21 protein-coding genes are annotated in these 23,373 nt (G+C 69.1%); 16 read left to right on the top strand and 5 right to left on the bottom strand.

Going from position 1 to position 23,373, the window contains the following annotated elements; translation table 11 throughout:
* Window positions 1-4: 4 nt before the first annotated feature.
* Both secF and GRX31_RS18365 read left to right on the top strand, forming a co-directional pair.
* A complete protein-coding gene (gene secF / locus GRX31_RS18370) occupies window positions 5-955 on the top strand; it encodes a protein translocase subunit SecF (protein WP_160854141.1) in 951 nt (316 codons plus the stop codon).
* Window positions 956-994: 39 nt separating this feature from the next.
* Window positions 995-3,418: a DUF1631 family protein gene (locus tag GRX31_RS18365; RefSeq protein ID WP_047328047.1), complete on the top strand. Its 2,424-nt coding sequence runs from the start codon at window positions 995-997 to the stop codon at window positions 3,416-3,418.
* A gap of 143 nt (window positions 3,419-3,561) precedes the next feature.
* On the opposite strand, the gene dprA is transcribed toward GRX31_RS18365, so the two are convergent.
* Together dprA and GRX31_RS18355 are read right to left on the bottom strand one after the other, a co-directional pair.
* Window positions 3,562-4,767, bottom strand: a complete 1,206-nt coding sequence (dprA, locus tag GRX31_RS18360; RefSeq protein ID WP_160854139.1) for a DNA-processing protein DprA — start codon at window positions 4,765-4,767, stop codon at window positions 3,562-3,564.
* A gap of 25 nt (window positions 4,768-4,792) precedes the next feature.
* A complete protein-coding gene (locus tag GRX31_RS18355; RefSeq protein ID WP_160854137.1) occupies window positions 4,793-5,998 on the bottom strand; it encodes a LysM peptidoglycan-binding domain-containing protein in 1,206 nt (401 codons plus the stop codon).
* A gap of 199 nt (window positions 5,999-6,197) precedes the next feature.
* Between GRX31_RS18355 and def the strand changes: the two genes are divergently transcribed.
* From def to GRX31_RS18315, 8 genes are all read left to right on the top strand, one after another.
* Entirely contained in the window at window positions 6,198-6,710 is a 513-nt protein-coding gene (def, locus tag GRX31_RS18350; RefSeq protein WP_016449360.1) for a peptide deformylase, read from the top strand.
* Window positions 6,707-7,240 carry an outer membrane protein assembly factor BamE gene (locus GRX31_RS18345; RefSeq protein ID WP_160854135.1) on the top strand — a complete coding sequence of 178 codons (534 nt, stop codon included), beginning with the start codon at window positions 6,707-6,709 and terminating at the stop codon, window positions 7,238-7,240. The genes def and GRX31_RS18345 overlap by 4 nt, the downstream gene beginning before the upstream one ends.
* A 36-nt stretch (window positions 7,241-7,276) precedes the next feature.
* Window positions 7,277-8,260: a methionyl-tRNA formyltransferase gene (fmt, locus tag GRX31_RS18340; RefSeq protein WP_016449358.1), complete on the top strand. Its 984-nt coding sequence runs from the start codon at window positions 7,277-7,279 to the stop codon at window positions 8,258-8,260.
* On the top strand, window positions 8,257-9,120 hold the full coding sequence (locus tag GRX31_RS18335) for an AzlC family ABC transporter permease (protein ID WP_043825325.1): 864 nt from the start codon (window positions 8,257-8,259) through the stop codon (window positions 9,118-9,120). Before fmt ends, GRX31_RS18335 begins: the two co-directional genes overlap by 4 nt.
* Complete coding sequence (locus GRX31_RS18330; protein WP_012202761.1) at window positions 9,120-9,455, top strand: AzlD domain-containing protein; 336 nt, start codon at window positions 9,120-9,122, stop codon at window positions 9,453-9,455. The genes GRX31_RS18335 and GRX31_RS18330 overlap by 1 nt, the downstream gene beginning before the upstream one ends.
* Before the next feature lie 193 nt (window positions 9,456-9,648).
* Window positions 9,649-10,842 carry a phosphoglycerate kinase gene (locus tag GRX31_RS18325; protein ID WP_043783159.1) on the top strand — a complete coding sequence of 398 codons (1,194 nt, stop codon included), beginning with the start codon at window positions 9,649-9,651 and terminating at the stop codon, window positions 10,840-10,842.
* 121 nt (window positions 10,843-10,963) lie between these two features.
* Window positions 10,964-11,503, top strand: coding sequence for a hypothetical protein (locus GRX31_RS18320; protein ID WP_074920911.1), 540 nt, complete (start codon window positions 10,964-10,966; stop codon window positions 11,501-11,503).
* On the top strand, window positions 11,500-12,099 hold the full coding sequence (locus tag GRX31_RS18315; RefSeq protein ID WP_017407706.1) for a FlgO family outer membrane protein: 600 nt from the start codon (window positions 11,500-11,502) through the stop codon (window positions 12,097-12,099). Before GRX31_RS18320 ends, GRX31_RS18315 begins: the two co-directional genes overlap by 4 nt.
* 74 nt (window positions 12,100-12,173) lie before the next feature.
* On the opposite strand, the gene GRX31_RS18310 is transcribed toward GRX31_RS18315, so the two are convergent.
* Entirely contained in the window at window positions 12,174-13,055 is an 882-nt protein-coding gene (locus GRX31_RS18310) for a DMT family transporter (RefSeq protein ID WP_034389732.1), read from the bottom strand.
* Between the two features lie 88 nt (window positions 13,056-13,143).
* On the opposite strand from GRX31_RS18310, the gene pyrF reads away from it, so the two are divergent.
* From pyrF to GRX31_RS18290, 4 genes are all read left to right on the top strand, one after another.
* Window positions 13,144-13,971, top strand: a complete 828-nt coding sequence (gene pyrF, locus GRX31_RS18305) for an orotidine-5'-phosphate decarboxylase (RefSeq protein ID WP_016449352.1) — start codon at window positions 13,144-13,146, stop codon at window positions 13,969-13,971.
* 20 nt (window positions 13,972-13,991) lie between these two features.
* Entirely contained in the window at window positions 13,992-14,897 is a 906-nt protein-coding gene (locus tag GRX31_RS18300; RefSeq protein WP_061288760.1) for a LysR family transcriptional regulator, read from the top strand.
* A 155-nt stretch (window positions 14,898-15,052) separates the two neighbouring features.
* Entirely contained in the window at window positions 15,053-16,036 is a 984-nt protein-coding gene (locus tag GRX31_RS18295) for a Bug family tripartite tricarboxylate transporter substrate binding protein (protein WP_061288763.1), read from the top strand.
* A 7-nt stretch (window positions 16,037-16,043) separates the two neighbouring features.
* Window positions 16,044-17,021, top strand: a complete 978-nt coding sequence (locus GRX31_RS18290) for a succinylglutamate desuccinylase/aspartoacylase domain-containing protein (protein ID WP_016454260.1) — start codon at window positions 16,044-16,046, stop codon at window positions 17,019-17,021.
* Between the two features lie 21 nt (window positions 17,022-17,042).
* Here GRX31_RS18290 and GRX31_RS18285 read toward each other — a convergent pair whose 3' ends face one another.
* Both GRX31_RS18285 and uvrA read right to left on the bottom strand, forming a co-directional pair.
* Window positions 17,043-18,197: an NAD(P)/FAD-dependent oxidoreductase gene (locus tag GRX31_RS18285; protein ID WP_160854133.1), complete on the bottom strand. Its 1,155-nt coding sequence runs from the start codon at window positions 18,195-18,197 to the stop codon at window positions 17,043-17,045.
* 8 nt (window positions 18,198-18,205) lie between these two features.
* Entirely contained in the window at window positions 18,206-21,313 is a 3,108-nt protein-coding gene (uvrA, locus tag GRX31_RS18280; protein WP_016449348.1) for an excinuclease ABC subunit UvrA, read from the bottom strand.
* Between the two features lie 273 nt (window positions 21,314-21,586).
* Here uvrA and GRX31_RS18275 point away from each other — a divergent pair, with 273 nt between their 5' ends.
* The gene (locus GRX31_RS18275) at window positions 21,587-22,762 is read left to right on the top strand and encodes an MFS transporter (RefSeq protein WP_034348262.1); all 1,176 of its coding nucleotides are present in this window, start codon (window positions 21,587-21,589) and stop codon (window positions 22,760-22,762) included.
* A 159-nt stretch (window positions 22,763-22,921) separates the two neighbouring features.
* The coding region (gene ssb / locus GRX31_RS18270; protein ID WP_160854131.1) for a single-stranded DNA-binding protein at window positions 22,922-23,373 on the top strand (452 nt) is incomplete at its 3' end.

Here is a 23,373-nt window from a genome sequence, read left to right as displayed (position 1 = left end):
GACCATGGAGTTCTTCCGCATCCGCAAAGACATCCCCTTCATGAAGTACGCGTTGATCCTCAACGCGGTGTCCTTCATCACCTTCGCGCTGGCCGTGTTCTTCCTGCTCACCCGCGGCCTGCACCTGTCCGTGGAATTCACGGGCGGCACCGTGATGGAGGTGGCCTATACCCAGCCCGCCAACATCGCCAAGGTGCGCGACACGGTCGCCAGCCTCGGCTACGCCGATGTCACGGTGCAGAACTTCGGCACATCGCGCGACGTGATGATCCGCCTGCCCGTGCAAAAGGACGTGACCTCGGCCCAGCAAAGCGAGCAAGTACTCACAGCACTCAAGAAGGAAGACGCCGAAGTCACGCTGCGCCGCACCGAGTTCGTGGGCCCGCAGGTGGGTGACGAGCTCATGCACAACGGCCTGATGGCCCTGGGCTTCGTGGTGCTGGGCATCGTGATCTACCTGGCCATGCGCTTCGAGTGGAAGTTCGGCGTGGCCGCCGTGATCGCCAACCTGCACGACGTGATCATCATCCTGGGCTTCTTCGCGTTCTTCCAATGGGAGTTCTCGCTGTCGGTGCTGGCCGGCGTGCTGGCCGTGCTGGGCTACTCGGTCAACGAGTCGGTCGTGATCTTCGACCGTATCCGCGAAGCCTTCCGCAAGTTCCGCAAGCTCAGCACCACCGAGGTGATCGACCACGCCATCACCAGCACCATGAGCCGCACCATCATCACCCACGCCTCCACCGAGGCCATGGTGCTGTCCATGTTCTTCTTCGGCGGTCCCAGCCTGCACTACTTCGCGCTGGCGCTGACCATCGGCATCCTGTTCGGCATCTATTCCTCGGTCTTCGTGGCCGCCGCCATCGCCATGTGGCTGGGCGTCAAGCGCGAGGATCTGATCAAGGCGCCCAAGGCTTCCACGGACCCCAACGACCCGAACGCCGGCGCCACCGTGTAAGCGGATGTTTTAGCCCTGGACCGGCTTACACTCCCGGGCATGCCCTCCCTGCCCCACCCTTCCAACGCGCCTGCTGGCCCCCAGTCCTCCCTGGGCCAGCAGGCGCGTTTGCATTGGGTGCGAGGACTGTGCAAGGGCCTGCCCGGCGTGGCCCAGCAGCTGCTGGCGCAGATGGAGCAACAGGCCCAGGCCGTGGGCACGCAGCGCGAAATGCAGGAGCGGCGTGAAGCCTGGGGCAACTACCGCCAGCACCAGAGCGCCTGGCTGAACGCCAGCATGCAGGCCCTGCAAGGCGCGCTGCAGCCGGCCAAAGCCGCGCCTGCCGCCGTGCCGCAGCGCGGCGCGCTGCAGTTCGAGTTGCTCAGCGACGATGTGGTGGAGAACAAGATCCTGGCCTCCCGCATGGCCCTGGCCATGGGAGAGACCGCAGCGCCGGCCTTCGACACGCTGCGTCTGCGCATGCAGTTCATCGAGGGCCGCGAGCTGCCCTCGGACGACATCCTGCGTACCGAAACCGTGTGCCGGCACCTGGTCGAGCAATGGCTGGCCACGGGCCTGCAGCGCGGTGATCTGCAGCGCGTGCTGGACCTGCTGCAGACGGCCCTGGCGCCCGTGCTGGTGACCGAGTACCAGGCCGCCCATGTGCTGCTGGACGGCCAGGGCGTCACCCGCTCGCAGGACGTGGCCATGCGCGTGCGGCGCACCGAGGCAGGCAACTCCACGCGCGCCATGGGCCTGGGCCAGACCGCCGCGCCACCTGCTGCGGCCTCGCAGCATGCCACTGCATCACAGCATTCCTCGGCCTATGCGCCCACGCAGATGGGCGGCGTGCCCGGCGCTGCCGCCTACCCGCCCGACACTGCGGCGCCCCCCCATGGCCAGATGCCGGCGATGCCCGCCATGCCCGTAGGCCTGACAACCCTTTCGCGCGCACGCCACCGCGCCCAGGAAGTCGTGGGCCAGTTGCGCCGCCTGCTCATGCAGCCGGGCGTGGGCGTGCAGGGCCTGGTGCCCGGTGTGGGCGCAGGCATGCCCCAGGCGCCCGCATCGGCCGCGCTGACCCAGGCCTTGCTGGAGCAGCGCGTGGTGGCCCAGACGCAGTACCAGCAGATGCTGGCCCAGGGCCTGACCACGCTGCACATCGATGTCAGTCCGGCTGCCATCGGCCAGTTGGTCGGGCAGGTGCGCGAACGTTCGGCCGACCTCAAGCGCAAGGCCACCACCTCGGGCGAAAAGGCCACCATCGAGATCGTGGCCCTGATGTTCCAGGCCATCCTGACCGAGGACCGCATCCCGCCCTCGGTGCGCGTCTGGTTTGCCCGGCTGCAGGTGCCGGTGCTGCGCGTGGCACTGGCCGAGCCGGAATTCTTCAGCAACCTGCGCCATCCGGCCCGGCTGCTGATCGACCGCCTGGGCTCCTGCGTGATGGGATTCGACGCCTCCAGCATCAGCGGCAGCGCGCTGGAGTCCGAGATCCGGCGCATCGTCCAGGTCATAGAGCAATACCCCGAAACGGGCCAGAAAGTGTTCGTGCTGGTGCTGCGCGAGTTCGAGGATTTCCTGGCGCGCTACCTGACCCAGTCGCAGGACAAGGCCAAGATCGTCACCGTGGCCCAGCAGGTGGAGCAAAAGGAAACCCTGGCCATCCAATACACGATCGAGCTGCGCCACCTGCTCACCGACATGCCGGTGCGCAAGGAGATCCGCGAGTTCCTGTTCAAGACCTGGACCGAGGTGCTGGCCCTGGCCGCCGTGCGCCACGGCGCCAAGGACGCGCGCACCATGCGCTTCAAGCAGGCCGCCAGCGAACTGGTCTGGGCCGCCAGCGCCAAGCCCACGCGCCAGGAACGCTCGCGCGTGATCCAGACGCTGCCGACGCTTTTGCAGACCCTGCGCGAAGGACTGGCCCTGATCGGTGTCACGGGCGACGCCCAGTCCACGCGCATCAAGCTGGTCACCGACACGCTGGCCGAGGCCTTTGTCTCCAAGACCGCGACTATCGCCCCGGCCCGCATCGAGGCCATGGCGCAGCGGCTGGCCCATCTGGAGCAGTACATCAATGAAGACGGCATGCTCGACGAGGACATGCCGCTGTCGCCCGAGAACATCGAGATGATCCTGGGCGTGGATACGGCCGGCCTCAACGTCATCCCGAGCACGAACACGGCCGTGGAGCCGGTGATGCTGGAATGGGCAGCCTCTCTGGAGACGGGCCGCTGGTTCACCCTGGACCACAACGGCGCGCGCATCCAGGTGCAATACACCTGGCGCAGCCGCCGCAAGCAACTGCACCTGTTCGCCGCGCTCGATGGCACCTGCCACCTGCTGCAGCTGCGGCGCATGGCCTCCTACCTGCAGTCCGGCCTGCTGGCCGTGCATGACGAGGAGGCGCTCACCGTGCGCGCGACGCGGGATGCGCTGCAGAAGATTCAGGCGAACCCTGAAAGGCTAAGCTCCCCCTGAGGCGCTACGCGCCTTCCCCCCGGGGCACAGCGCCTCTCTACCCGCTTCGCGGGGGAGGGGGACGATGCCATCGGCTAGGCGCCCCCACCGCGAGGCGGCTCTTGCTCGGCATCTCCCGCTTGGGGACGCGCCAGTTTTTGAGATCAGGCCTGGGCCAGGCGCTGGAACAGGCCGCCGGGCAGGCGTTCCACGCGGCCTTCCAGTTCCAGCTCCAGCAGGCGGGCCTGCAGGGCTGCGGCGTCCATGCCTGTGCGGTCCATGAGCTCGTCCAGCGACAGCGGGTCGTGGGCCAGGGCGCGCAGGGTGGCGTCGCTCTCAGGGTCCTGGGCGGACTGGACAGCTGCCGCTGCCGGTACAGGCTTGGGAAGCGGCAGGCGCGCGGCCGTGCCCTGCAGCTCATCGAGCACGTCCTGCGCCGTTTCCACGAGCTTGGCGCCCTGGCGCAGCAGCGCATGGCAGCCGCGCGACTGGGGCGCGTGGATGGAGCCAGGAATGGCAAAGACTTCGCGGCCCTGTTCGCTGGCCAGCCTGGCCGTGATCAGCGAGCCCGACTGCAAGGCCGCCTCGACCACCAGCGTGCCCTGGGACAGGCCCGCGATGATGCGGTTGCGCTGCGGAAAGTGCGCGGCCATGGGGCCGGTGCCCAGCGGATATTCGCTGACGATCAGCCCGTGGCTGGCCACTTCGCGGGCCAGGGCGGCATGGCGTCGCGGGTAGACCTGGTCCAGGCCCGTGCCGACGACGGCAATGGTGACGGGAGCACCCAGTCCGCCCAGGCGTGGCGCCGCGCGCAGCGCGCCTTCATGGGCCGCGCCATCCACGCCTTGCGCCAGTCCGGAGACGATGCACAGGCCGGCCTCGGCCAGCGCCTGCGCCATGGCACGCGCGTTGGACGCGCCCTGGACCGTCGGCCCGCGGCTGCCCACCATGGCCAGGGATTGGGGATAGGGGAACCAGGGGCCAGAACCTGTCATGCAGCGCTCGCTGCCCTGCACATGCAGCAGCAGCGGCGGATCTTCGGTCTGCAGCAGCGCCTGCGGATATTGGGGGTGGCCCAGCACGAGCACGGCGTGCAATTGACCGGACGCGGGCTTGTCCAGCCATTGCGCCGTGGCCGCTACAAGCTGGTCCAGGCGCTGGGGCACGGTCTGCAGGGCATGGGCCTGAGCGGCGGTCACCAGTCCGTGCCAGGCGGACGGCGGGCCGCTCCAGATGTCCTGCGCACCACCGCAGGCCGCCAACAGACGCCGGGCCGTGGTGCGGCCCACGCCGGGCGTCAGCAGCAGCCGGAGCCAGGCAGAGAGTTCGTCAGGAGCCAACCGGTCCGTGGACTGCAGGGCGGCGGCCATGGCGCTGCCGGCAGGCCGTGGTGGCTCAAGGAGCCGGCGAGGTCAGGCTGTCGCCGACCTCGACACCGCGCCGCGCCTCCAGGATCAGCGCGTAGGAGACGCGATCGAAGGTCCGGAACACCATGGCATGGCCGTTGTGTTCGTCGGGCAGTTGCACCTCTTCCTTTTTCTCGCCCGTCTTGTCCACGATGCGTGCGCCGCGGCGTATCAGCTCCAGCACCGTGCCCACGTCCATGCCGTCCTGCGTGCCCTTGTTGATGGCAATGACCTGGTTGTTGGCCGCCCAGCGCACGGCCTGATCACCGTACAGGGAAACCACATGGGCCTTCACTGCCTGTTGCGGCGCGTGGGGCGCGTAGTTCATGTAGCTGCGCTCGGGCGCGGGCAGCAGGCGGTCGCCGGCGCGCATTTCGGTCTTGGAACGCGACAGGTCCACCGTGGCGGGAGAGTTCTGCTGGTGCTTTTCGCCCTTGCTGTCGACGATCTCCAGCGTGGTCTCGCCCTCGATGAGATCGGCCAGGCCCAGGTACTTGGCCTCATAGCCCAGCACCTCGCCGGAGATGGGGTCCTTGAGCGCCACGGCATCGCGGAAGACGCGGTACTGGCGCGGCAGGCTGTCGCCCTTGCGCAGCGGCGCCTCGGCCATGCCGCGTGCATAGGCGCGGTCGCCGCTGGCCATGAGCACGCGCTCGTCCGTGGTGGCGATGAGGCGGGGCGCGCGCAGCAGCGTTTCGGCATCGACGACCAGGGGCTCGGCCAGGAAGGGCTCGATCAGATGGGGCTGCAGCGTGGGCAGGGCCGCCTGGGCCAGGGATTCGCTGCGCGTGCTCGGAGTGATGCGGACCACGCCGGGCTCTCCGCCATCGCCCATGGGGCGGGCCGTGCTCAGGCGGGCGTAGCCGTCACGCTTGTCCAGGTACAGCACCTGGCCCGGATAGATGAGATGGGGGTTGGCGATGGCCTGCATGTTCATGCCCCACAGCTCGGGCCAGCGCCATGGACGGCGCAGGAACATGCCGGAGATGCCCCACAGCGTGTCGCCGCGCTTGACGGTGTAGCTGTCGGGCGCATCGGGCGCCAGCTCACCCACGGGAACGCCCTGCTGCGCCACCTGCTGGGCTGCCGAGCGCTGCGATGGCGTCACCGGATACTGCTGCGCGTGGGCCGCCGCACACGCGGCGATCAGGGCCGAGGCAACAGTCCAGGTACGAGCTGTGGCGAATGCAGTCATGGAATTCCTCTTCTTGTGTCTGACACAGCGTCCCTCCTAGGCACTGCGGCACGGCCGATCTTGTCATGAACGGCCATACAGGTCTTACAAATCAGCAAAGATTCTGCGTGCAAGGCCATGAGAGGGCAACGCTTATTGCGTCGTCCCGCTGCGCCCAGGCAGAAAAGTGGCGAAAATAACGACATTCACCGACCACGCCATGTCCATTCTGCCCATTCTTTGCTATCCCGACCCCCGCCTGCACACCGTCGCCAAGCCGGTCGCCAAGGTCGATGACCGCATTCGCCAACTGGTCCAGGACATGTACGCCACCATGTATGACGCCCAGGGCGTGGGACTGGCCGCCACCCAGGTGAATGTGCATGAACGCGTGGTCGTGGTCGATGTCTCCGAAGGCCGCGACGAGCCCTTTGCGCTGATCAACCCCGAGCTGCTCTGGGCCAGCGACGAGAAGCAATTGGGCGAGGAAGGCTGTCTGTCCGTGCCCGGCATCTACGACGGTGTCGAGCGCTCCACGGCCATCAAGGTCAAGGCGCTGGACGAGAACGGCAACGAACGCATCATCGAGGCCGAAGGCTTCAAGGCCATCTGCATCCAGCACGAGATGGACCACCTGATGGGCAAGGTCTTCGTCGAATACCTGTCGCCGCTCAAGCGCAACCGCATCAAGACCAAGCTGCTCAAGCAGCAGAAACAGGCAGAACGCGCATGACCCGCCTGCCAGCGCCTCGCTTCATGCCGCGCTGGAAGATGGACGGCGCGGGCCTCGTTGCCTGGGCGCTGCTGGCCCTGTCCCTGTTGCTGGCCGGCTGCACCGTACCCGAGTGGCAAAAGCCCGGCACGCCACGGGCCGACATCGAGCGATCCATGGGCCGCCCGACCCTGAGCCTGCCGCTGGACGGCGGCGGCACGCGCCTGGTCTACAGCTGGCAGCCTGCAGGCCAGCAGGTCTATCACATGGATTTCGACGCCAGCCAGCGCCTGGTGCGCGTGGAGCAGGCACTCACCATCGAACGCTTCCACGCCCTGCGCAATGGCGAGGACACCCGCGAAAGCGTGCGCCAGCTCTTCGGCCCGCCTGCGCTGATCGAGAGGGTCTACAGTTTCAACGGCGACATCTGGACCTACCGTATCCTGGAAAATGGCATTCGCCGCCAGGTCCATGTGCATATCGACCCCGCCGGCGTGGTGCGCCGCGTGATGTTCACCGACGAAGTGTTCAATGACGACGATCGGCGTTGAGCCTGCACACCGTCCCCACCGTCCCTACTGGATTGCATGAGAGTCATTTTTGCCGGCACGCCCGAGTTCGCGCGCGTTGCCCTTGAACGCCTGCTCGCCGCGGGCTTCACCGTCCCCCTGGTGCTGACCCAGCCCGACCGTCCTGCCGGGCGCGGCATGAAGCTGCAGGCCTCGCCCGTCAAGCAGTGCGCGCTGGAGCATGGCATTGCCGTGGCCCAGCCGCGCAGCCTGCGCCTGGACGGCAAATACCCCGAAGAGGCCGCCGCCGCCCGCGCCGCCATCGAAGCGGCCCAGGCCGATGTCATGGTCGTGGCCGCCTACGGGCTGATCCTGCCGCAGTGGGTGCTCGATACGCCCCCGCGCGGCTGCCTGAACATCCACGCCAGCCTGCTGCCGCGCTGGCGCGGCGCCGCGCCCATCCACCGCGCCATCGAGGCCGGCGATGCCGAGACCGGCGTCACCATCATGCAGATGGATGCGGGCCTGGACACGGGCGATATGTGCCTGGTCGAGCGCCTGCCCATCACCGCCGACGACACCACGGCCAGCCTGCACGACAAGCTGGCCGACCTGGGCGGGCGCCTCATCGTCGAGGCGCTGGAGATGAGCGCCTGCGGCGGCCTGCCGCGCACGCCCCAGCCTGCCGAGGGCGTGAACTACGCGCACAAGATCGAAAAGGCCGAAAGCCAGATCGACTGGCGCCAGGATGCCGAGGCCATTGCCCGGCGCCTGCGCGCCTTCAATCCCTTCCCGGGCGGCGCCACGCAGTACGGCGATGAAGCCATCAAGGTCTGGGAGGCTCACGCCGACCCCGCCGCCGCCGTGGCGGCGGCAGTGCCCGGCACCGTGCTGTCCGCAGGCGCCGACGGCGTGCGCGTGGCCTGCGGCCAGGGCGTGCTGTGCATGACGCTGCTGCAGCGCGCGGGCGGCAAGCGGCTGGCGGCAGGCGATTTCCTGCGCGGCTTCGATCTGCCTGAAGGAGCCATCCTGGACGGTGCTGCCAGCGGCGGCACGCCATGAACCTGCAGCCCCTGGTGGAACGCGCACGCGGCATTGCGCGCGATCCCGCCTTCATGACCGGCGTGCGCGACATGTCGGGCACGGCGCTGGGCATAGGCGCCTGGGGCCTGGTCACGGGCGTGGCCATGATCAAGAGCGGCATGTCCCTGCCCCTGGCGCTGTTCATGGGCCTGCTGGTCTATGCCGGCAGTGCCCAGCTGGCCGTGCTGCCGCTGATGGCCGTGGGCGCGCCCATGTGGGTGGTCTGGTTCACGGCCATCTGCGTGAACCTGCGCTTCGTCATCCTCAGCAGCATGTGGCGCAGCTACTTTGCCCACCTGCGCCTGCGCCACCGCCTGGCCATCGCCTATTTCAGCGGCGACGTGATCTTCGTGGGCTTCATGAAGCGCTACCCCGATGCCCGGCCCCAGCCCGAGCAGCTGCCCTATTTCTGGGGTGCCGCCTCGACCAACTGGCTGGCCTGGCAGATACCGTCCACGCTGGGCATCCTGCTGGCCGACCAGGTGCCCCTGTCCTGGGGACTGGGCTTTGCGGGCGTGCTGGCCCTGATGGGCGTGCTGCTGTCCATGCTCAACGACCGTGCCACCTGGGTGGCAGGCGTGGTTGCGGCCAGCGCGGCCGTGGCGGCCTTTGCGCTGCCGCTCAAGCTCAATATCCTCGTGGCCATCGCTGCAGCCGTGGCCGCAGGCCTGCTGGCGGAAACGCTGCAGCAGCGCCTGCGCGCCCTGCAGGCGCCTGAAAAAGGGGAGTCGGGCCCGGTGATTCTCCCGCCCGATACAGCCCATGGCGAGCGCCATGCCCGGCTGCCGCTGGACGAAGACGCCCGGACCGTGCAAACCAAGGAAAAGGAAACGCTCTGATGGATCTGTCCTGGCTGTGGCCCTGGCTGGCCTGCGTGGGCCTGGCGGCCATCACGCTGTTCACACGCGCCTTCTTCCTGATTCCAGAGCGCGAGGTGCCCCTGCCGCAATGGCTCAAGCGCGGCCTCAAGTACGCGCCGCTGGCGGCCCTGGCGGCCGTGATTGCGCCCGAGATCGTGATGACCAACGGCCGGCTGATCTCCACCGTGGTCGATGCGCGCCTGCCGGCCCTGGCTTGCGCGGTCATGTATTTTTTTTACAAGCGCAGCATCATGGGAACGATCGCGCTTGGCATGGCGGTCTATCTGCCACTGCATATCGGCCTGGGCTGGTAGGCGCAGCGCGGGCGAGAGCGGCCGAGAGCGCCCGGCTCCCCGGCTGAAACCGGATTACAGGCGGCTCCCGATGCCCCGGATCGCCGGTGCGCACGCCCGCTGCCGGGGCGGGCACGCCGCCTACAATGGCCGCGCTTTACCTCTTTTTCGTTTCAATTCCATGGCGATCGCCACCGATCGCAACGCCGCCGTCATGAACATTCTCCGTTTCTCCGATCTGTGCGCCCAGGGCAAGGCCCAGGGCCAGCGCGTCTTCATCCGCGCCGACCTCAACGTGCCCCTGAACGATGCTGGCGAGATCACCGAGGACACGCGCGTGCGCGCCTCCGTGCCCGCCATCGAGATGGCACTGAAGGCCGGCGCCGCCGTGATGGTGACCAGCCACCTGGGCCGCCCCACCGAAGGCGAGTTCAAGCCCGCCGATTCGCTGGCGCCCGTCGCCCGCCGCCTGGGCGAGCTGCTGGGCCGCGAAGTGCCCCTGGTCGCCGACTGGGTGGACGGCGTGCAGGTGGCGCCCGGCCAGGTCGTGCTGCTGGAGAACTGCCGCGTGAACGTGGGCGAGAAGAAGAACAAGGAAGAACTGGCCCGCAAGCTGGCCGCGCTGTGCGACATCTTCGTGCACGACGCCTTCGGCACTGCCCACCGCGCCGAAGGCACGACCTACGGCATCGCCCAGTTCGCGCCCATTGCCTGCGCGGGACCGCTGCTGTCGGCCGAGATCGACGCCATCACCAAGGCCCTGGCCAACCCGCGCCGCCCGCTGGCCGCCATCGTGGCCGGCTCCAAGGTGTCGACCAAGCTGACCATCCTGCAGTCGCTGGCCAAGAACGTGGACCAGCTCATCGTGGGCGGCGGCATTGCCAACACCTTCATGCTGGCGGCGGGCCTGAACATCGGCAAGAGCCTGGCCGAGGCCGATCTGGTCGGCGAGGCCCGCGCCGTGATCGACGCCATGGCCGCACGCGGCGCCGAGGTGCCGATTCCCACCGACGTGGTGGTCTCCAAGACCTTTGCGGCCGACGCGCCCGCCACCGTCAAGAAGGCCACCGAAGTGGCTGACGACGACATGATCCTGGACATCGGCCCCGAGACCGCCGCCCGCCTGGCCGAGCAACTGCGCAAGGCCGGCACCATCGTCTGGAACGGCCCCATGGGCGTGTTCGAGTTCGACCAGTTCGCCAACGGCACCAAGGTCGTGGCCCAGGCGATTGCCGAGTCCGACGCCTTCAGCATCGCCGGTGGCGGCGACACCCTGGCCGCCATCGCCAAGTACGGCATCGAGGACAAGGTCGGCTACATCTCCACGGGCGGCGGCGCCTTCCTGGAGGTGCTGGAAGGCAAGACCCTGCCTGCCTTCGAGATCCTGCAAAAGCGCGCCAACGGCTGAGCACGGCAACATCCGGATACGGGGCACTTTCTTGTCAGTGCCTCGCGGCGAAGCCACAATCGACACTTTGCGCAGCTGCAGCAATCCGCGCGCAGCGCGCCCCCGCACCGAGGAGAAATCCATGCGATCGTTCAAATCCGCCGGCGGCCTGGCCCTGGCGGGCCTCTGCCTGGCCCTGGCGGGCTGCGTCAATGCACCGATGACCAGCTACTTCGAAGCCACGGCCCAGCCCAAGATCGGCGCTGCCGGCCACTGGGACTCCGTGGCCAACGATGTCGTCGCCAAGACGCTGGAGACACTGCAAAAGACCGGCATCGAGCGCACCACGCCGGTCCACGTGGCCCTGCCGGCCGAGCCCAGCCCGTTCGACAAGGGTTTTCGTGAGCTGATCATCACCAAGCTCGTGCAAAGCGGCGTGACCGTCATGCTGCAGCCGGCCCAGGCCCAGCTGCAGGTGAGCTACGGCACCCAGGTCGTGCGCCACGGCAAGCGCCTGCCCAACCCCGAACTCGTGCTGACGACGACGGTGGTGCGCAACAACCAGTACCTGGCGCGCAAGACCGACGTCTACTACCTCGAAAAGAGCGACGCCGTGCTGTTCACGGCCGAGGACGAGCGCCCCGAATTCCCCACCAAGAACCTGAAGGTGGTGGGCCAATGACGCTGCGCACGCCCCTCCTGCCGGCCGCGCTGGCTGCGGCAGCCCTGCTGTCCGCCTGCGCCGTGCCCGCCCCCGCGCCTTCGCCCGAGTTCTCGGCCGCACGCCGTGGCGAGCCCACCTACCAGTCGGCCGCAGCCAACCCCTTCATCGCCAGCAGCCGCGCTGCCGTGGACGAGCTGGTCAAGGGCCTGAACACCGAGGAACTGGGCGAGGCGCCCGTGCTCGTGGCCACCGTGGTCAACGTCAACGACCTGACGCGCTCGGCCCCGCTGGGCCGCACGCTCAGCGAGCTGTACGCCTCCCAGCTGTCCGCCAAGGGCTACAACGTCAAGGAGCTGAAGCTGCGCGGCGATGTGTACGTCAAGGAAGGCACGGGCGAGCTGCTGCTGTCGCGCGAGATCAAGGACATCGCCCGCAACCACAATGCGGCCCTGGTCCTGGTGGGCACGTACTCGGCAGCTGCCAAGTACACCTATGTGAGCCTGAAGCTGGTTCGTACCGACGACAGCCGCATCGTGCGCAGCCACGACTACGCGCTGCCCAACAACATCGACATCCAGCGCCTGCTGGGCGCCCCGGCCACGGCGCAACGCTGAGGCCCTGCAGCCTGACTGCGCCCGTGTGCGCAGTCAGGCTGCGTCTTCTTCTCCCGACCTTCCCCTGCTTGCCCTCAGCGGCCGCGCGCCGGCCACAGCACCGAGGCGATGGCCACCACCATCAGCGCCACGGCCGTCCAGTCCTGCCAGTGCAGCACCTCGCCCAGCCACCAGGCGCCGCTGAACACGCCCAGCACGGGGATCATCATCACGCTCAGCGTGGACGCCACGGGCGGCAGGCTGCGCGCCAGGAAGAACCAGACCGTCTGGCCAAAGCCCAGCACCAGCACGCCGTTGAAGACGATGGCGCCCGTGGCCTGGGCATCGGGCCAGTGCCACAGGTGGCGCTCGAAGACGAAGGCCAGCACCGTGAGCGTCAGCGCGGTCAGCGCCACCATCCACAGCGTCATCGTCAGCAGGGGCACGGGCACCTCGGCGCGGCGCAGCTTCTGCGTGCCGAAGGCCCAGCTCAGCGCGGCGGCCAGCATCAGGCCCACGCCGATGGGGCGGCTGCCCAGGGCGCCGACCTCGTGCCACAGCAGCAGGAGCACGCCCGCCAAGGCCGCCGCCACACCCGCCCAGGCACGCGGCGCCAGCCGGTCATGGAAGAACAGGCTGCCCAGCACGGCCGAGAAGATGGGCATGGTGTAGCCCAGGATGGCCGCCCGCCCGCTGGACAGCATGGGGATGGCAATGATGATCAGGCTGTTCCACAGCACCATGTTGAACAGCGTCAGCTGCGCCAGCCGGGGCCAATAGGCGCGCGGCACGGCCAGCGGCAGGCGGCGCCAGACCACGAAGGCTGCCAGGATGGGCAGCCCCACCCACATCGAGGCCATGCGAAAACTCAGCGGCGGGAAATGCTGCACGCCCAGCTTCATCACCGGCCAGTTGATGCCCCAGATCAGGGTCAGCGCGATCAGCAAAAGGATTTGTCGGGCGGTGAAGGCAGGCATAGGCCGCCGATTGTGCCCATGGGCCGCCAAACCCGCTGGATGCCCGGCGACAGGCCCCGGGAAGGGCCGATCGCTAAAATCGCGCCCCATGACCTTTCTCGACATGCTGCGCAATGCCACCGCCCAGAACCAATCCATGCTGTGCGTGGGCCTGGACCCCGAACCCAGCCGCTTTCCTGCGGCCATGCGCGGCGATGCAAGCAAAATCTACGAATTCTGCGCCGCCATCGTCGAGGCCACGGCCGATCTGGTGAACTCCTTCAAGCCCCAGATCGCCTACTTCGCGGCCCACCGCGCCGAAGACCAGCTGGAAAAGCTCATGGCCCACATGCGCGCCGTCGCGCCCCATGTGCCCATCATCCTGGACGCCAAGCGCGGCGACATCGGCTCCACCGCCGAGCAGTACGCCAAGGAAGCCTTCGAGCGCTATGGCGCCGACGCCGTGACCCTGTCGCCCTTCATGGGCTTCGACTCCATCACGCCCTACCTGCAGTACGAGGGCAAGGGCGCCTTCCTGCTGTGCCGCACCTCCAACCCCGGCGGCGACGACCTGCAGGCCCAGCGCCTGGCCGACCTGCCGGGCCAGCCGCACCTGTTCGAGCATGTGGCGCGCCTGGCGCAAGGCCCCTGGAACACCAACGGCCAGCTCGGCCTGGTGGTGGGCGCCACGCGCCCGCAGGAAATCGAGCGCGTGCGTGAATTCGCGCCCTCGCTGCCGCTGCTGATTCCCGGCGTGGGTGCCCAGGGGGGCGATGCCGTAGCCACGGTCAAGGCGGCGCGCATCGGCGGCGGCCCCATCATCATCAATTCCTCGCGTGCGGTGCTCTATGCATCGCAGGGCGACGACTTCGCTGCCGCCGCGCGCACCGCCGCCCAGGCCACGCGCCAGACGCTGCAAGACGCAGCCGCCGCCTGAGACGGCAGGGAAGCCCGGCCATGCAAGGCAAATGGCTGGAAGACTTCCTGCTGCTGGCCCAGGAGCGCAGCTTCACGCGCGCGGCCGAGCTGCGCCATGTCACCCATCCGGCCTTCGGGCGGCGCATCCGCGCGCTGGAGGCCTGGGCCGGCACGCCCCTGGTCGAGCCCGGCGGCGGCCCCGTGCGGCTGACGCCGGCCGGCGAAGCCTTCCGCGATACGGCCGAGCAACTGGTGCGCACGCTGGCCCAGTCGCATGACGAACTGCAGGCCGTGGCCGGGCGCCAGGCCCGCGTGATCACCCTGGCCACGGGGCGCACGCTGGCGCGCACCATCGTGGCCGACTGGCTGACGCGCCACGGCAGCGTGCTGCAGACGGCCGAGCTGCGCGTGGTCACACGCACGCTGGACGAGACCGTGGCCATGCTGCAGCGCGGCGAAGTCAGCTTCACGCTGGTCTACCACCACGCCGCCATTGGCGTGCGCCTGGACGGCCGCCAGTTCAGCTACCTGACGGTGATGCAGGACAGGCTGGTGCCCGTGGCCCGCGCCGATGCCCGGGGCCGTCCGATGTACGAGCTGTCGGCCAGCCACCAGCCCGTCGCTCCCGTGCCCTACCTCGCCTTTTCCCACAGCATGGCCCTGGGCCGGCTGGTGGAAGACCACCTGGCCCGGCATCCGCTGGCGCCGCGCCTGCGCCGCTGCGTGGACTGCGACTCGGCCGACGCCCACTACGAATACGTGCTGCGCGGCCTGGGCCTGGCCTGGATGCCGTGGTCCATGGTGCGCGGCGACTGCCAAGCCGGCCGCCTGGCCGTGGCCGGCGACCCGGGCCTGGAAGTGCACTTCGACGTGCGCCTGTACCGTCCCAAGCGCCACCTGGGCCCCGCGGCCGAGCAGTTCTGGAGCGACATCACGGGCGCCTGACGGGTGCATGCATGCGCCCTCCTGGTGCAAACCCGCACCGCGCTGTGGAACAAGCGGGTTTTGGTGCTGCAACGGCTCCGCCTCGTGCCGAATCAGCACCAAATGCCTGGGTAGTCCTTCGCACAATCAATCTCATACATTTCAGGAATAACCCCATGCCCAGCAACTCCCTCCTGCGCCGCACCTCCCTGGCCTGCGGCCTGCTGATCGCCGCCACCGGCAGCGCCTTGGCCGACGACGCCGCCAGCTACCCCAACCGCGCCATCACCATGATCGTGGGCTACCCCGCCGGCGGCAGCACCGACCTGGTGGGCCGCTTCGTGGCCGATGGCCTGGCCTCGCGCCTGGGCCAGCCCGTGGTGGTGGAGAACCTGGGAGGAGCCGGCGGCGCCATCGGCGCGCAAAAGGCCGTCAAGGCCACGCCCGACGGCTACACGCTGTTCGTGGGTGCCAACAACGAGCTGGCCATCGCCCGGCTGATCAACAAGAGCATCAAGTACTCCATCGGCGACTTCACGCCCATCGGCATGATCGGCTCCCAGCCCATGGTGCTGGTGGCCTCGCAGAAGGCCGGCGTGAAGACAGCCGCAGAGTTCAGCGCCCTGGTGGCCAAGAACCCGGGCAAGTTCAGCTACGGCAGCTCGGGCGTGGGCACGGCACTGCACCTGGCCGGCGAGATGGTCAAGGAGCAGGGCAAGCTGCACATGACCCACATCCCCTACCGTGGCGTGGCGCCCCTGACCACGGACCTGGTGGGCAACAACATCGAGTTCGGCATGTTCGTGCTGTCCTCGGGACTGCCCCAGATCCGCGCGGGCAAGGTCATCGCCCTGGGCACGACGGAGGCCAAGCGCTCGGCCATCACGCCCGACATCCCGGCCCTGTCCGAGCTGCCCCAGTACAAGAACGTGGACATCAACGTCTGGTTCGCGCTGATGGCGCCCAAGGGCCTGCCCGCACCCGTGGCCGCCAAGGTCAAGAAGGCGCTGGACGAGACCATGGCCTCGCCCGAGTTCCGCAAGAAGATGGAAGAGTCGGGCTCGGTCGTGGCCGATCCCAAGACCGATGCCGGCAAGTACATCAACGCCGAGATCGCCAAGTACACCAAGATCGTCCAATTTGCCCATATCGAGAACTGAGCCAGCCATGGACGCTTTGCGATTTGACCTTCCCCTGCCCGACCTGAGCGCCTGGCGCGCGGGCAATACCGGTACCGAGGGCGTGTGGCAATTCGACTCGGGACGCCCGGGCCGCCACGTGATGATTTCCGCGCTGGTGCACGGCAACGAGATCTGCGGCGCCTGGGCCGTGTCCGGGCTGCTTCAGGCCCTGCACAACGGCCTGGCGCTGGACAACGGCCGCCTGACCCTGGTGCTGGCCAACCTCGATGCCTTCGACCGCTTCGACGCGGCCAGCCACGATGCCTCGCGCTTCGTGGACGAGGACATGAACCGCCAGTGGATAGACGCACGCATCGACGAGGGCAGCACCCGCGAACGCCGCCGCGCCGCCGCGCTGCGCCCCTTCGTGCAGCAGGCCGACTGGCTGCTGGACCTGCATTCCATGCACGAGCCCTCGGCCCCGCTGCTGCTGACCGGCATGCAGCCGCGCAACCGCGATCTGGCACGCCAGATGGGCGCGCCGGCGAACATCGTCGTGGATGCCGGTCACAAGGACGGCACGCGGCTGCGCGACTACGGGCGCTTCGGCCTGCCCGACGCCGAGGCCGGCGACTCGCGCTCGCTGCTGATCGAATGCGGCTTCCACGGCGATCTGGCCAGCCGCGACGTGGCGCACGACCAATGCCTGCGTTTCCTCGAAGTGGCCGCCATCTTCGACAACGGCGCGTTGCACGCCGCCCTGCCCGGCTGGAAGCAGGCCGACGCACCGGCCCAGTGGGCGCTGGAAGTCACGGCACCCGTGGTGGCCAAGAGCAGCGGCTTTCGCTTCACGGCGCCGTTCACGGGGCTGGAGCGTTTCGAGAAGGCCGGCACGGTGATCGGCGACAACGATGGCGAGCCGGTGATCACGCCCTATGGCGACTGCGTGCTGGTCATGCCCTCGGTGCGCCAGGCGCGTGCGGGCGTGACCGTGGTGCGCTTTGCGCGGCGCTCGCCGCTCTGAGCGGCACGCTTCAACCGAACCTCAGCCGCGCTGGCAGCGCGCAGGCGACAGCCGTTCAGGCTGCACGCCCTGCGCGGCCAGGCGTGCATCCAGCGGCTCGCCACGCAGCAGGTTGCGCGCCAGCAGGCTGTAGCCGAAGGCGCTCTGTATGCCGTAGCCGCCCTGGGCGGCCACCCAGAAAAAGCCCGGCAGCGGCACGGGGGAGGCATCCCAGCCAATGGCCATCTCGCCGTCGGCCACGAAGCTGCGCAGCCCGGCCCAGGTGTGGGAGGGGCGGCGAATCTGCAGCGTGGTCACTTCCTCGATGCGCCAGATGCCCGTGGCCACGTCCAGTTCCTCGGGCGCCACGTCCTGCGGCGCCACGGGGTCGGCGTTGGCGGGCGAGCCCAGCAGCTGGCCTGCATCGGGCTTGAAGTAAAAGCCCTCGTCGGCGCTGATCACGGCGGGCCAGTGCGCGGCGTCCATGCCTTCGGGCACGGCAAAGGTGAAGGCACTGCGCCGCTTGGGCACCAGGCCGATGGGCGCTGCGCCCGCCAGTGCGCCCAGCGCATCGGCCCAGGCGCCGGCCGCGTTGACCACGCAGCGCGCGCGCACCTGGCTGCCGTCGGCCAGGTCCACGGTCCAGACACCGCCGTCCTGCGCCAGCGCGCGGACCTCGGCGCTGCAGCGCAGCTCGCCGCCGCACTGGCGCAGGCCGCGCAGGAATCCCTGGTGCAGGCCATGCACGTCGATGTCGCGCGCGCCGTCGTCCGCAAAGCCATCGACCAGCAGCGCGGTGTTCAGGCAGGGCACCAGGGCCTTGAGCTCATCGGGGCCCAGGCGCCGCGCCTGGGGCGAGTGCAGGAGCGCCTCGGCATGGGCGGCATCGAGCAGGTCCTTCTGCGCGGCCGTGCCCACATAGAGCACGCCGCGCGGCGCCAGGATGGGCGCCTGCACAAAGCCCTGCGGCGGCTGCTCGTAGAAGGCGCGGCTGGCGCGCGTCAGCGCCTGGACCTGCAGCGGGCCATAGTGCTCCTCATACAGCGCGGCCGAGCGGCCCGTGCTGTGGTAGCCGGGCTGGGATTCGCGCTCCAGCACCAGCACCGAGGCGCCGCCATCGCGCGCCAGCTGCCAGGCCACCGAGGCACCGGCCATGCCCGCGCCCACCACCACGAAATCAAGGATGCTGCTGTCCATGGCCGGCCTCACTGTGCTTTCCGGCGACCAGCCTTGGCCGCTGCAGGAGCCGACACCGACGCTGCCTCCAGATAGGGCCGCAGGTAGCGCCCCGTATGGCTGGCCGGGTTGGCCGCCACGTCCTCGGGCGTGCCCGTGGCCACCACCTGGCCGCCGCCCGAGCCGCCTTCGGGGCCCATGTCGATGATCCAGTCGGCCGTCTTGATCACGTCCAGGTTGTGTTCGATGACCACGATGGTGTTGCCCGCATCGCGCAGCTGCTGCAGCACCTTGAGCAGCAGGGCGATGTCGGCGAAGTGCAGGCCCGTCGTGGGCTCGTCCAGGATGTAGAGCGTGCGCCCCGTGTCGCGCTTGGACAGCTCCTGGGCCAGCTTGACGCGCTGCGCCTCGCCGCCCGACAGCGTGGTCGCGCTCTGGCCGAGCCGGATATAGGACAGGCCCACGTCCAGCAGGGTCTGCAGCTTGCGAGCGATGGTGGGCACGTCCTTGAAGAAGGCATGGGCGTCCTCCACCGTCATCTCCAGGATCTGGGAGATGTTGCGGCCCTTCCACTGCACCTCCAGCGTCTCGCGGTTGTAGCGCTGGCCGTTGCAGATGTCGCAGGGCACGTAGACATCGGGCAGGAAGTGCATCTCCACCTTGACCACGCCGTCGCCCTGGCAGGCCTCGCAGCGGCCGCCGGCCACGTTGAAGGAGAAGCGCCCGGGGCCGTAGCCGCGCTCCTTGGCGGTGTTGGTCTCGGCCATCAGGTCGCGGATGGGCGTGAACAGGCCCGTGTAGGTGGCCGGGTTGCTGCGCGGCGTGCGGCCTATGGGCGACTGGTCCACATTGATGACCTTGTCGAAATAGCCCATGCCGATGATGTCGTCGTGCGGCGCGGCCTCGCCGCCGGCACGGTGGATCTGGCGCGCGGCCTCGGTATAGAGCGTGTCGTTGACCAGGGTGCTCTTGCCCGAGCCCGAGACGCCGGTCACGCAGGTCAGCAGGCCCACGGGAAAGTCCGCCGTCACGCCCTTGAGGTTGTGGCCGCGTGCGCCCACCACGCGCAGGGCCTGCAGTTGCGGCGCAGCCGCACCGGCCTCGGCCGGATGCTGGCCCGTGCGTGCGGGGAAGCCCTTGGCAGGAGACCGGACCTCGCCCTCGGCCGGCGCCTCGACCACGGGCTGCCAGGGCGTGCGCCGCGCAGGCACTTCGATGCGCTGGGTGCCCGCCAGGTAGCGGCCCGTGGGCGAATCGGGGTTGGCGCGCACCTCTTCGTAGCTGCCCTGGGCCATGACGCGGCCGCCATGCACGCCCGCGCCCGGCCCCAGGTCGATGATCTGGTCGGCCGCGCGCATCATGTCCTCGTCGTGCTCGACCACGATGACGCTGTTGCCGATGTCGCGCAGGTGCTGCAGCGTGCCGATGAGCTTGTCGTTGTCGCGCTGGTGCAATCCGATGCTGGGCTCGTCCAGCACATACATCACGCCCGTCAGGCCGCTGCCGATCTGGCTGGCCAGGCGGATGCGCTGGGCCTCGCCGCCGGACAGCGTGTCGGCCCCGCGCTCCAGGCTCAGGTAGCTCAGGCCCACGTCGTTGAGGAACAGCAGGCGCGAGGCGATCTCGCGCACCACCTTGCCCGCGATCTCCGCCTTGGCGCCCGACAGCTGCAGGGACGCGCACCAGGCATGGGCCTCGGCCAGCGTGGCGTGGCCCACCTCGTAGATGGCGCGGGCCTGCTCGCCCTCGCCGATGCGCACGAAGCGCGCCTCGCGGCGCAGCCGCGTGCCGCCGCAGTCGGGGCAGACGGCGACGCTGCGCAGCCGCGCCAGGTCGTCGCGCACCACGCTGGACTCGGTCTCGCGCCAGCGCCGCGTGATGTTGGGGATGATGCCCTCGAAGGGATGGCTCTTGACCAGGGTCTCGCCCTTGCGCGCGCCGCTGTCGAAGACATAGGTGAAGGGCATTTCCTCCTCGCCCGAGCCCCACAGCATCACGTTGCGCACCTTCTCGGGCAGCTCCTCGAAGGGCAGCTCCACATCGGCGCCATAGTGGCGCGCCACGCTCTCCAGCATGGAGAAGTAGTAGCCGTTGCGCCGGTCCCAGCCCTTGACGGCGCCGCTGGCCAGGCTCAGCGTGGGAAAGGCCACCACGCGCTCGGGATCGAAGGACTCCGTGCAGCCCAGGCCGTCGCAGCCCGGGCAGGCGCCCATGGGCGAGTTGAACGAGAACAGGCGCGGCTCCAGCTCGGGCAGCGAATAGCTGCACAGCGGGCAGGCGAACTTGGCGCTGAAGAGGTGTTCCTTGCCGCTGTCCATCTCCAGGGCGATCACGCGGCCGCCGGCGTCGGCGCCACCCGCGCGCAGGGCGGCCTCGAAGCTCTCGGCCAGGCGCTGCTGGGCGTCGGCACGCACCTTGAGGCGGTCGATCACCACGTCGATGTCGTGGCGCTCGTTCTTCTCCAGCGCGGGCAGGGAATGGGACTCGTGGATCTTGCCGTCGATGCGAAAGCGCACATAGCCCTGGGCCTGCATCTGCGCGAACAGCTCGGCGAACTCGCCCTTCTTGTTGCGCGCCAGCGGCCCCAGCACCATGAGGCGCGTGTCCTCGGGCAGGGCCAGGGCCGCATCCACCATCTGGCTGATGGTCTGGGACTGCAGCGGCAGGTTGTGGTCGGGGCAGTAGGGCGTGCCGGCGCGTGCGAACAGCAGGCGCAGGTAGTCGTTGATCTCGGTCACCGTGCCCACGGTGGAGCGCGGGTTGTGGCTGGTGGCCTTCTGCTCGATGCTGATGGCGGGCGACAGGCCCTCGATCAGGTCCACATCGGGCTTGTCCAGCCGCCCCAGGAACTGGCGCGCATAGGCCGACAGGCTCTCCACATAGCGGCGCTGGCCCTCGGCGTACAGGGTGTCGAAGGCCAGGCTGGACTTGCCCGAGCCCGACAGCCCGGTGATCACCACCAGCCGGTTGCGCGGAATGTCCAGGTCGATGTTCTTGAGGTTGTGCGTGCGCGCACCGCGGATGGCGATGCGTGACTGCGCCAGCGCCTGGCCGAGGTAGCGGCCGTCGGGCTGGGAGCGGGAGTCGGCGGCCCGGTCCAGGCCGCCGTCTTCGGAAATCGTGTGGGAACCAGGCATCGGGAAAACCCCTGCGAAGGCGAACCCGCCATGATAGGTCAGAACCCGTGCCACCGCATGGCGGCTCGGTCTGCGGGGCGGCAGGGCCTGCCGCGGCGCCCCTTCACAAAACTGTCTTGCACTGCCTTGCATAACCCAGCCACCCCGCAGCGCCGGCCTATGGGCGAGAATGGCGGATTGCTTGCCCCCACAACAGTGCACCCCGTGCTCGATTCCCCCACACCCGTCCACGGCGCCCAGGCGCCAGCCCCCTCCTCGGCCGCATCGGGCCGCATGACCTCGCAGGAACGCCGATCCAGCGCCAGCCTGGCGCTGATCTTCGCGCTGCGCATGCTGGGCCTGTTCCTGGTGCTGCCGGTGTTCGCGCTGGAGGCCCGCAAATACCCGGGCGGGGATGATCCGGCCATGATCGGCCTGGCCATGGGCCTGTACGGGCTCACCCAGGCCGTGTTCCAGCTGCCCCTGGGCCTGGCTTCGGACCGGTTCGGGCGCAAGCGCGTCATCGTCGCCGGGCTGCTGGTCTTTGCCGCGGGCAGCCTGCTGGCGGCCACGGCCGACTCGCTGCTGGGCCTGATGTGGGGCCGGGGCCTGCAGGGCGCAGGCGCCGTCTCGGCCGCCGTGACCGCGCTGCTGGCCGACCTCACGCGCGACAGCGTGCGCACCAAGGCCATGGCCATGGTGGGCGGCAGCATCGGGCTCATGTTCGCGCTGGCCCTGGTGCTCAGCCCCCTGCTGGCGGCCTGGGGCGGGCTGCCCGGCATCTTCGGCCTGACCTGCGCCCTGGCGCTGGCGGGCATTGCCGTCGTGCTCTGGGTCGTCCCGCCCGAGCCCGCGCGCCACGCCGACCAGCCGCGCGGCCGCATGGCCGAGCTGTGGCGCCACGGCGACCTGGTGCGGCTGAACCTGGGTGTCTTCGTGCTGCACACCGTGCAGATGTCCATGTGGGTGGCCGTGCCCGCCATGCTGGTGCAGGCAGGCCTGGACAAGCAGGCGCACTGGCATGTCTACCTGCCGGCCGTGGTGCTGTCCTTCGCCGCCATGGGCGGCCTGTTCGCCATGGAGCGGCGCGGGCGCCTGCGCGCGGCCCTGCTGGGCGCCATCGCCCTGATCACCCTCGTGCAGATCGGCCTGGGCCTGCTGGCGGCCGGCGGCACGCAGCCGCCGCTGTGGGCCATGGCCGTGCTGATGTTCGTGTTCTTCTGCGGCTTCAACGCGCTGGAGGCCACCCAGCCCAGCCTGGTCTCGCGCATGGCGCCGGCCCCGCTGCGCGGCGCGGCGCTGGGCGCCTACAACACGCTGCAATCGCTGGGCCTGTTCGCAGGCGGCGCGCTGGGCGGCGCCGTCGCCAAATGGGCCGGCATGCCGGGCCTGTTCACCCTGACGAGCGTCCTGGCCGTGCTGTGGCTGGTCGTCACCTGGCCGCTGCGCCCCGTGGGCCGCCACGGCTGAACGGCAGTTTTCCGACGGTTACAAACTGCTGCAGCCAGCCGCTGCACCGGCATATCCGCCCCCTGCCAACGGCGGACGGCTTGCGGCACAATGGCGCGTCTGGCCCGGGATCCATCCTTCTATGCCCGGGCCACTTCTCTCTGTAAAGGTATTTCACTCATGGCATCCGTCAACAAGGTCATCATCGTCGGCAACCTCGGGCGCGACCCCGAAATGCGCACCTTCCCGAGTGGCGACCAGGTGGCCAACGTGACCATCGCCACCACCGACCGCTGGCGCGACAAGAACACGGGCGAGAACAAGGAAGCCACCGAGTGGCACCGCGTGGTCTTCAACGGCCGCCTGGCCGAAATCGTGGGCCAGTACCTGCGCAAGGGCAGCCAGGTCTATGTCGAAGGCAGCCTGCGCACGCGCAAGTGGACCGACCAGGCCTCCGGCCAGGAACGCTACGCCACCGAAATCCGCGCCGACACCATGCAGATGCTGGGCAGCCGCCAAGGCGGCGGCGGTGGCCAGCAAGGCGGCGGCTATGGCGATGAAGGCTATGGCGACAGCGGCTACGACGCCCCTCCCCAGCAGCAACAGCGCCGCCCGGCCCCTGCCCCCATGGC

It is taken from the genome of Delftia sp. CH05 (assembly GCF_009827015.1).
Classification (GTDB): domain Bacteria; phylum Pseudomonadota; class Gammaproteobacteria; order Burkholderiales; family Burkholderiaceae_C; genus Comamonas; species Comamonas tsuruhatensis.
Note: the sequence above shows the minus strand (reverse complement) of the source record. Positions and strands in the feature narration are given on the sequence as shown.

What these genes read in the sequence shown, in the direction of transcription:
- GRX31_RS18320 (WP_074920911.1), top strand. Translation starts at nt 10,964, where the DNA reads ATGCGATCGTTCAAATCCGCCGGCGGCCTGGCCCTGGCGGGCCTCTGC.
- GRX31_RS18275 (WP_034348262.1), top strand. Translation starts at nt 21,587, where the DNA reads ATGACCTCGCAGGAACGCCGATCCAGCGCCAGCCTGGCGCTGATCTTC.
- GRX31_RS18355 (WP_160854137.1), bottom strand. Translation starts at nt 5,998, where the DNA reads ATGACTGCATTCGCCACAGCTCGTACCTGGACTGTTGCCTCGGCCCTG.
- def (WP_016449360.1), top strand. Translation starts at nt 6,198, where the DNA reads ATGTCCATTCTGCCCATTCTTTGCTATCCCGACCCCCGCCTGCACACC.
- GRX31_RS18365 (WP_047328047.1), top strand. Translation starts at nt 995, where the DNA reads ATGCCCTCCCTGCCCCACCCTTCCAACGCGCCTGCTGGCCCCCAGTCC.
- dprA (WP_160854139.1), bottom strand. Translation starts at nt 4,767, where the DNA reads ATGGCCGCCGCCCTGCAGTCCACGGACCGGTTGGCTCCTGACGAACTC.
- GRX31_RS18325 (WP_043783159.1), top strand. Translation starts at nt 9,649, where the DNA reads ATGAACATTCTCCGTTTCTCCGATCTGTGCGCCCAGGGCAAGGCCCAG.
- GRX31_RS18295 (WP_061288763.1), top strand. Translation starts at nt 15,053, where the DNA reads ATGCCCAGCAACTCCCTCCTGCGCCGCACCTCCCTGGCCTGCGGCCTG.
- secF (WP_160854141.1), top strand. Translation starts at nt 5, where the DNA reads ATGGAGTTCTTCCGCATCCGCAAAGACATCCCCTTCATGAAGTACGCG.
- GRX31_RS18310 (WP_034389732.1), bottom strand. Translation starts at nt 13,055, where the DNA reads ATGCCTGCCTTCACCGCCCGACAAATCCTTTTGCTGATCGCGCTGACC.
- pyrF (WP_016449352.1), top strand. Translation starts at nt 13,144, where the DNA reads ATGACCTTTCTCGACATGCTGCGCAATGCCACCGCCCAGAACCAATCC.
- GRX31_RS18335 (WP_043825325.1), top strand. Translation starts at nt 8,257, where the DNA reads ATGAACCTGCAGCCCCTGGTGGAACGCGCACGCGGCATTGCGCGCGAT.
- GRX31_RS18315 (WP_017407706.1), top strand. Translation starts at nt 11,500, where the DNA reads ATGACGCTGCGCACGCCCCTCCTGCCGGCCGCGCTGGCTGCGGCAGCC.
- GRX31_RS18290 (WP_016454260.1), top strand. Translation starts at nt 16,044, where the DNA reads ATGGACGCTTTGCGATTTGACCTTCCCCTGCCCGACCTGAGCGCCTGG.
- GRX31_RS18300 (WP_061288760.1), top strand. Translation starts at nt 13,992, where the DNA reads ATGCAAGGCAAATGGCTGGAAGACTTCCTGCTGCTGGCCCAGGAGCGC.
- GRX31_RS18345 (WP_160854135.1), top strand. Translation starts at nt 6,707, where the DNA reads ATGACCCGCCTGCCAGCGCCTCGCTTCATGCCGCGCTGGAAGATGGAC.
- GRX31_RS18285 (WP_160854133.1), bottom strand. Translation starts at nt 18,197, where the DNA reads ATGGACAGCAGCATCCTTGATTTCGTGGTGGTGGGCGCGGGCATGGCC.
- GRX31_RS18330 (WP_012202761.1), top strand. Translation starts at nt 9,120, where the DNA reads ATGGATCTGTCCTGGCTGTGGCCCTGGCTGGCCTGCGTGGGCCTGGCG.
- uvrA (WP_016449348.1), bottom strand. Translation starts at nt 21,313, where the DNA reads ATGCCTGGTTCCCACACGATTTCCGAAGACGGCGGCCTGGACCGGGCC.
- fmt (WP_016449358.1), top strand. Translation starts at nt 7,277, where the DNA reads ATGAGAGTCATTTTTGCCGGCACGCCCGAGTTCGCGCGCGTTGCCCTT.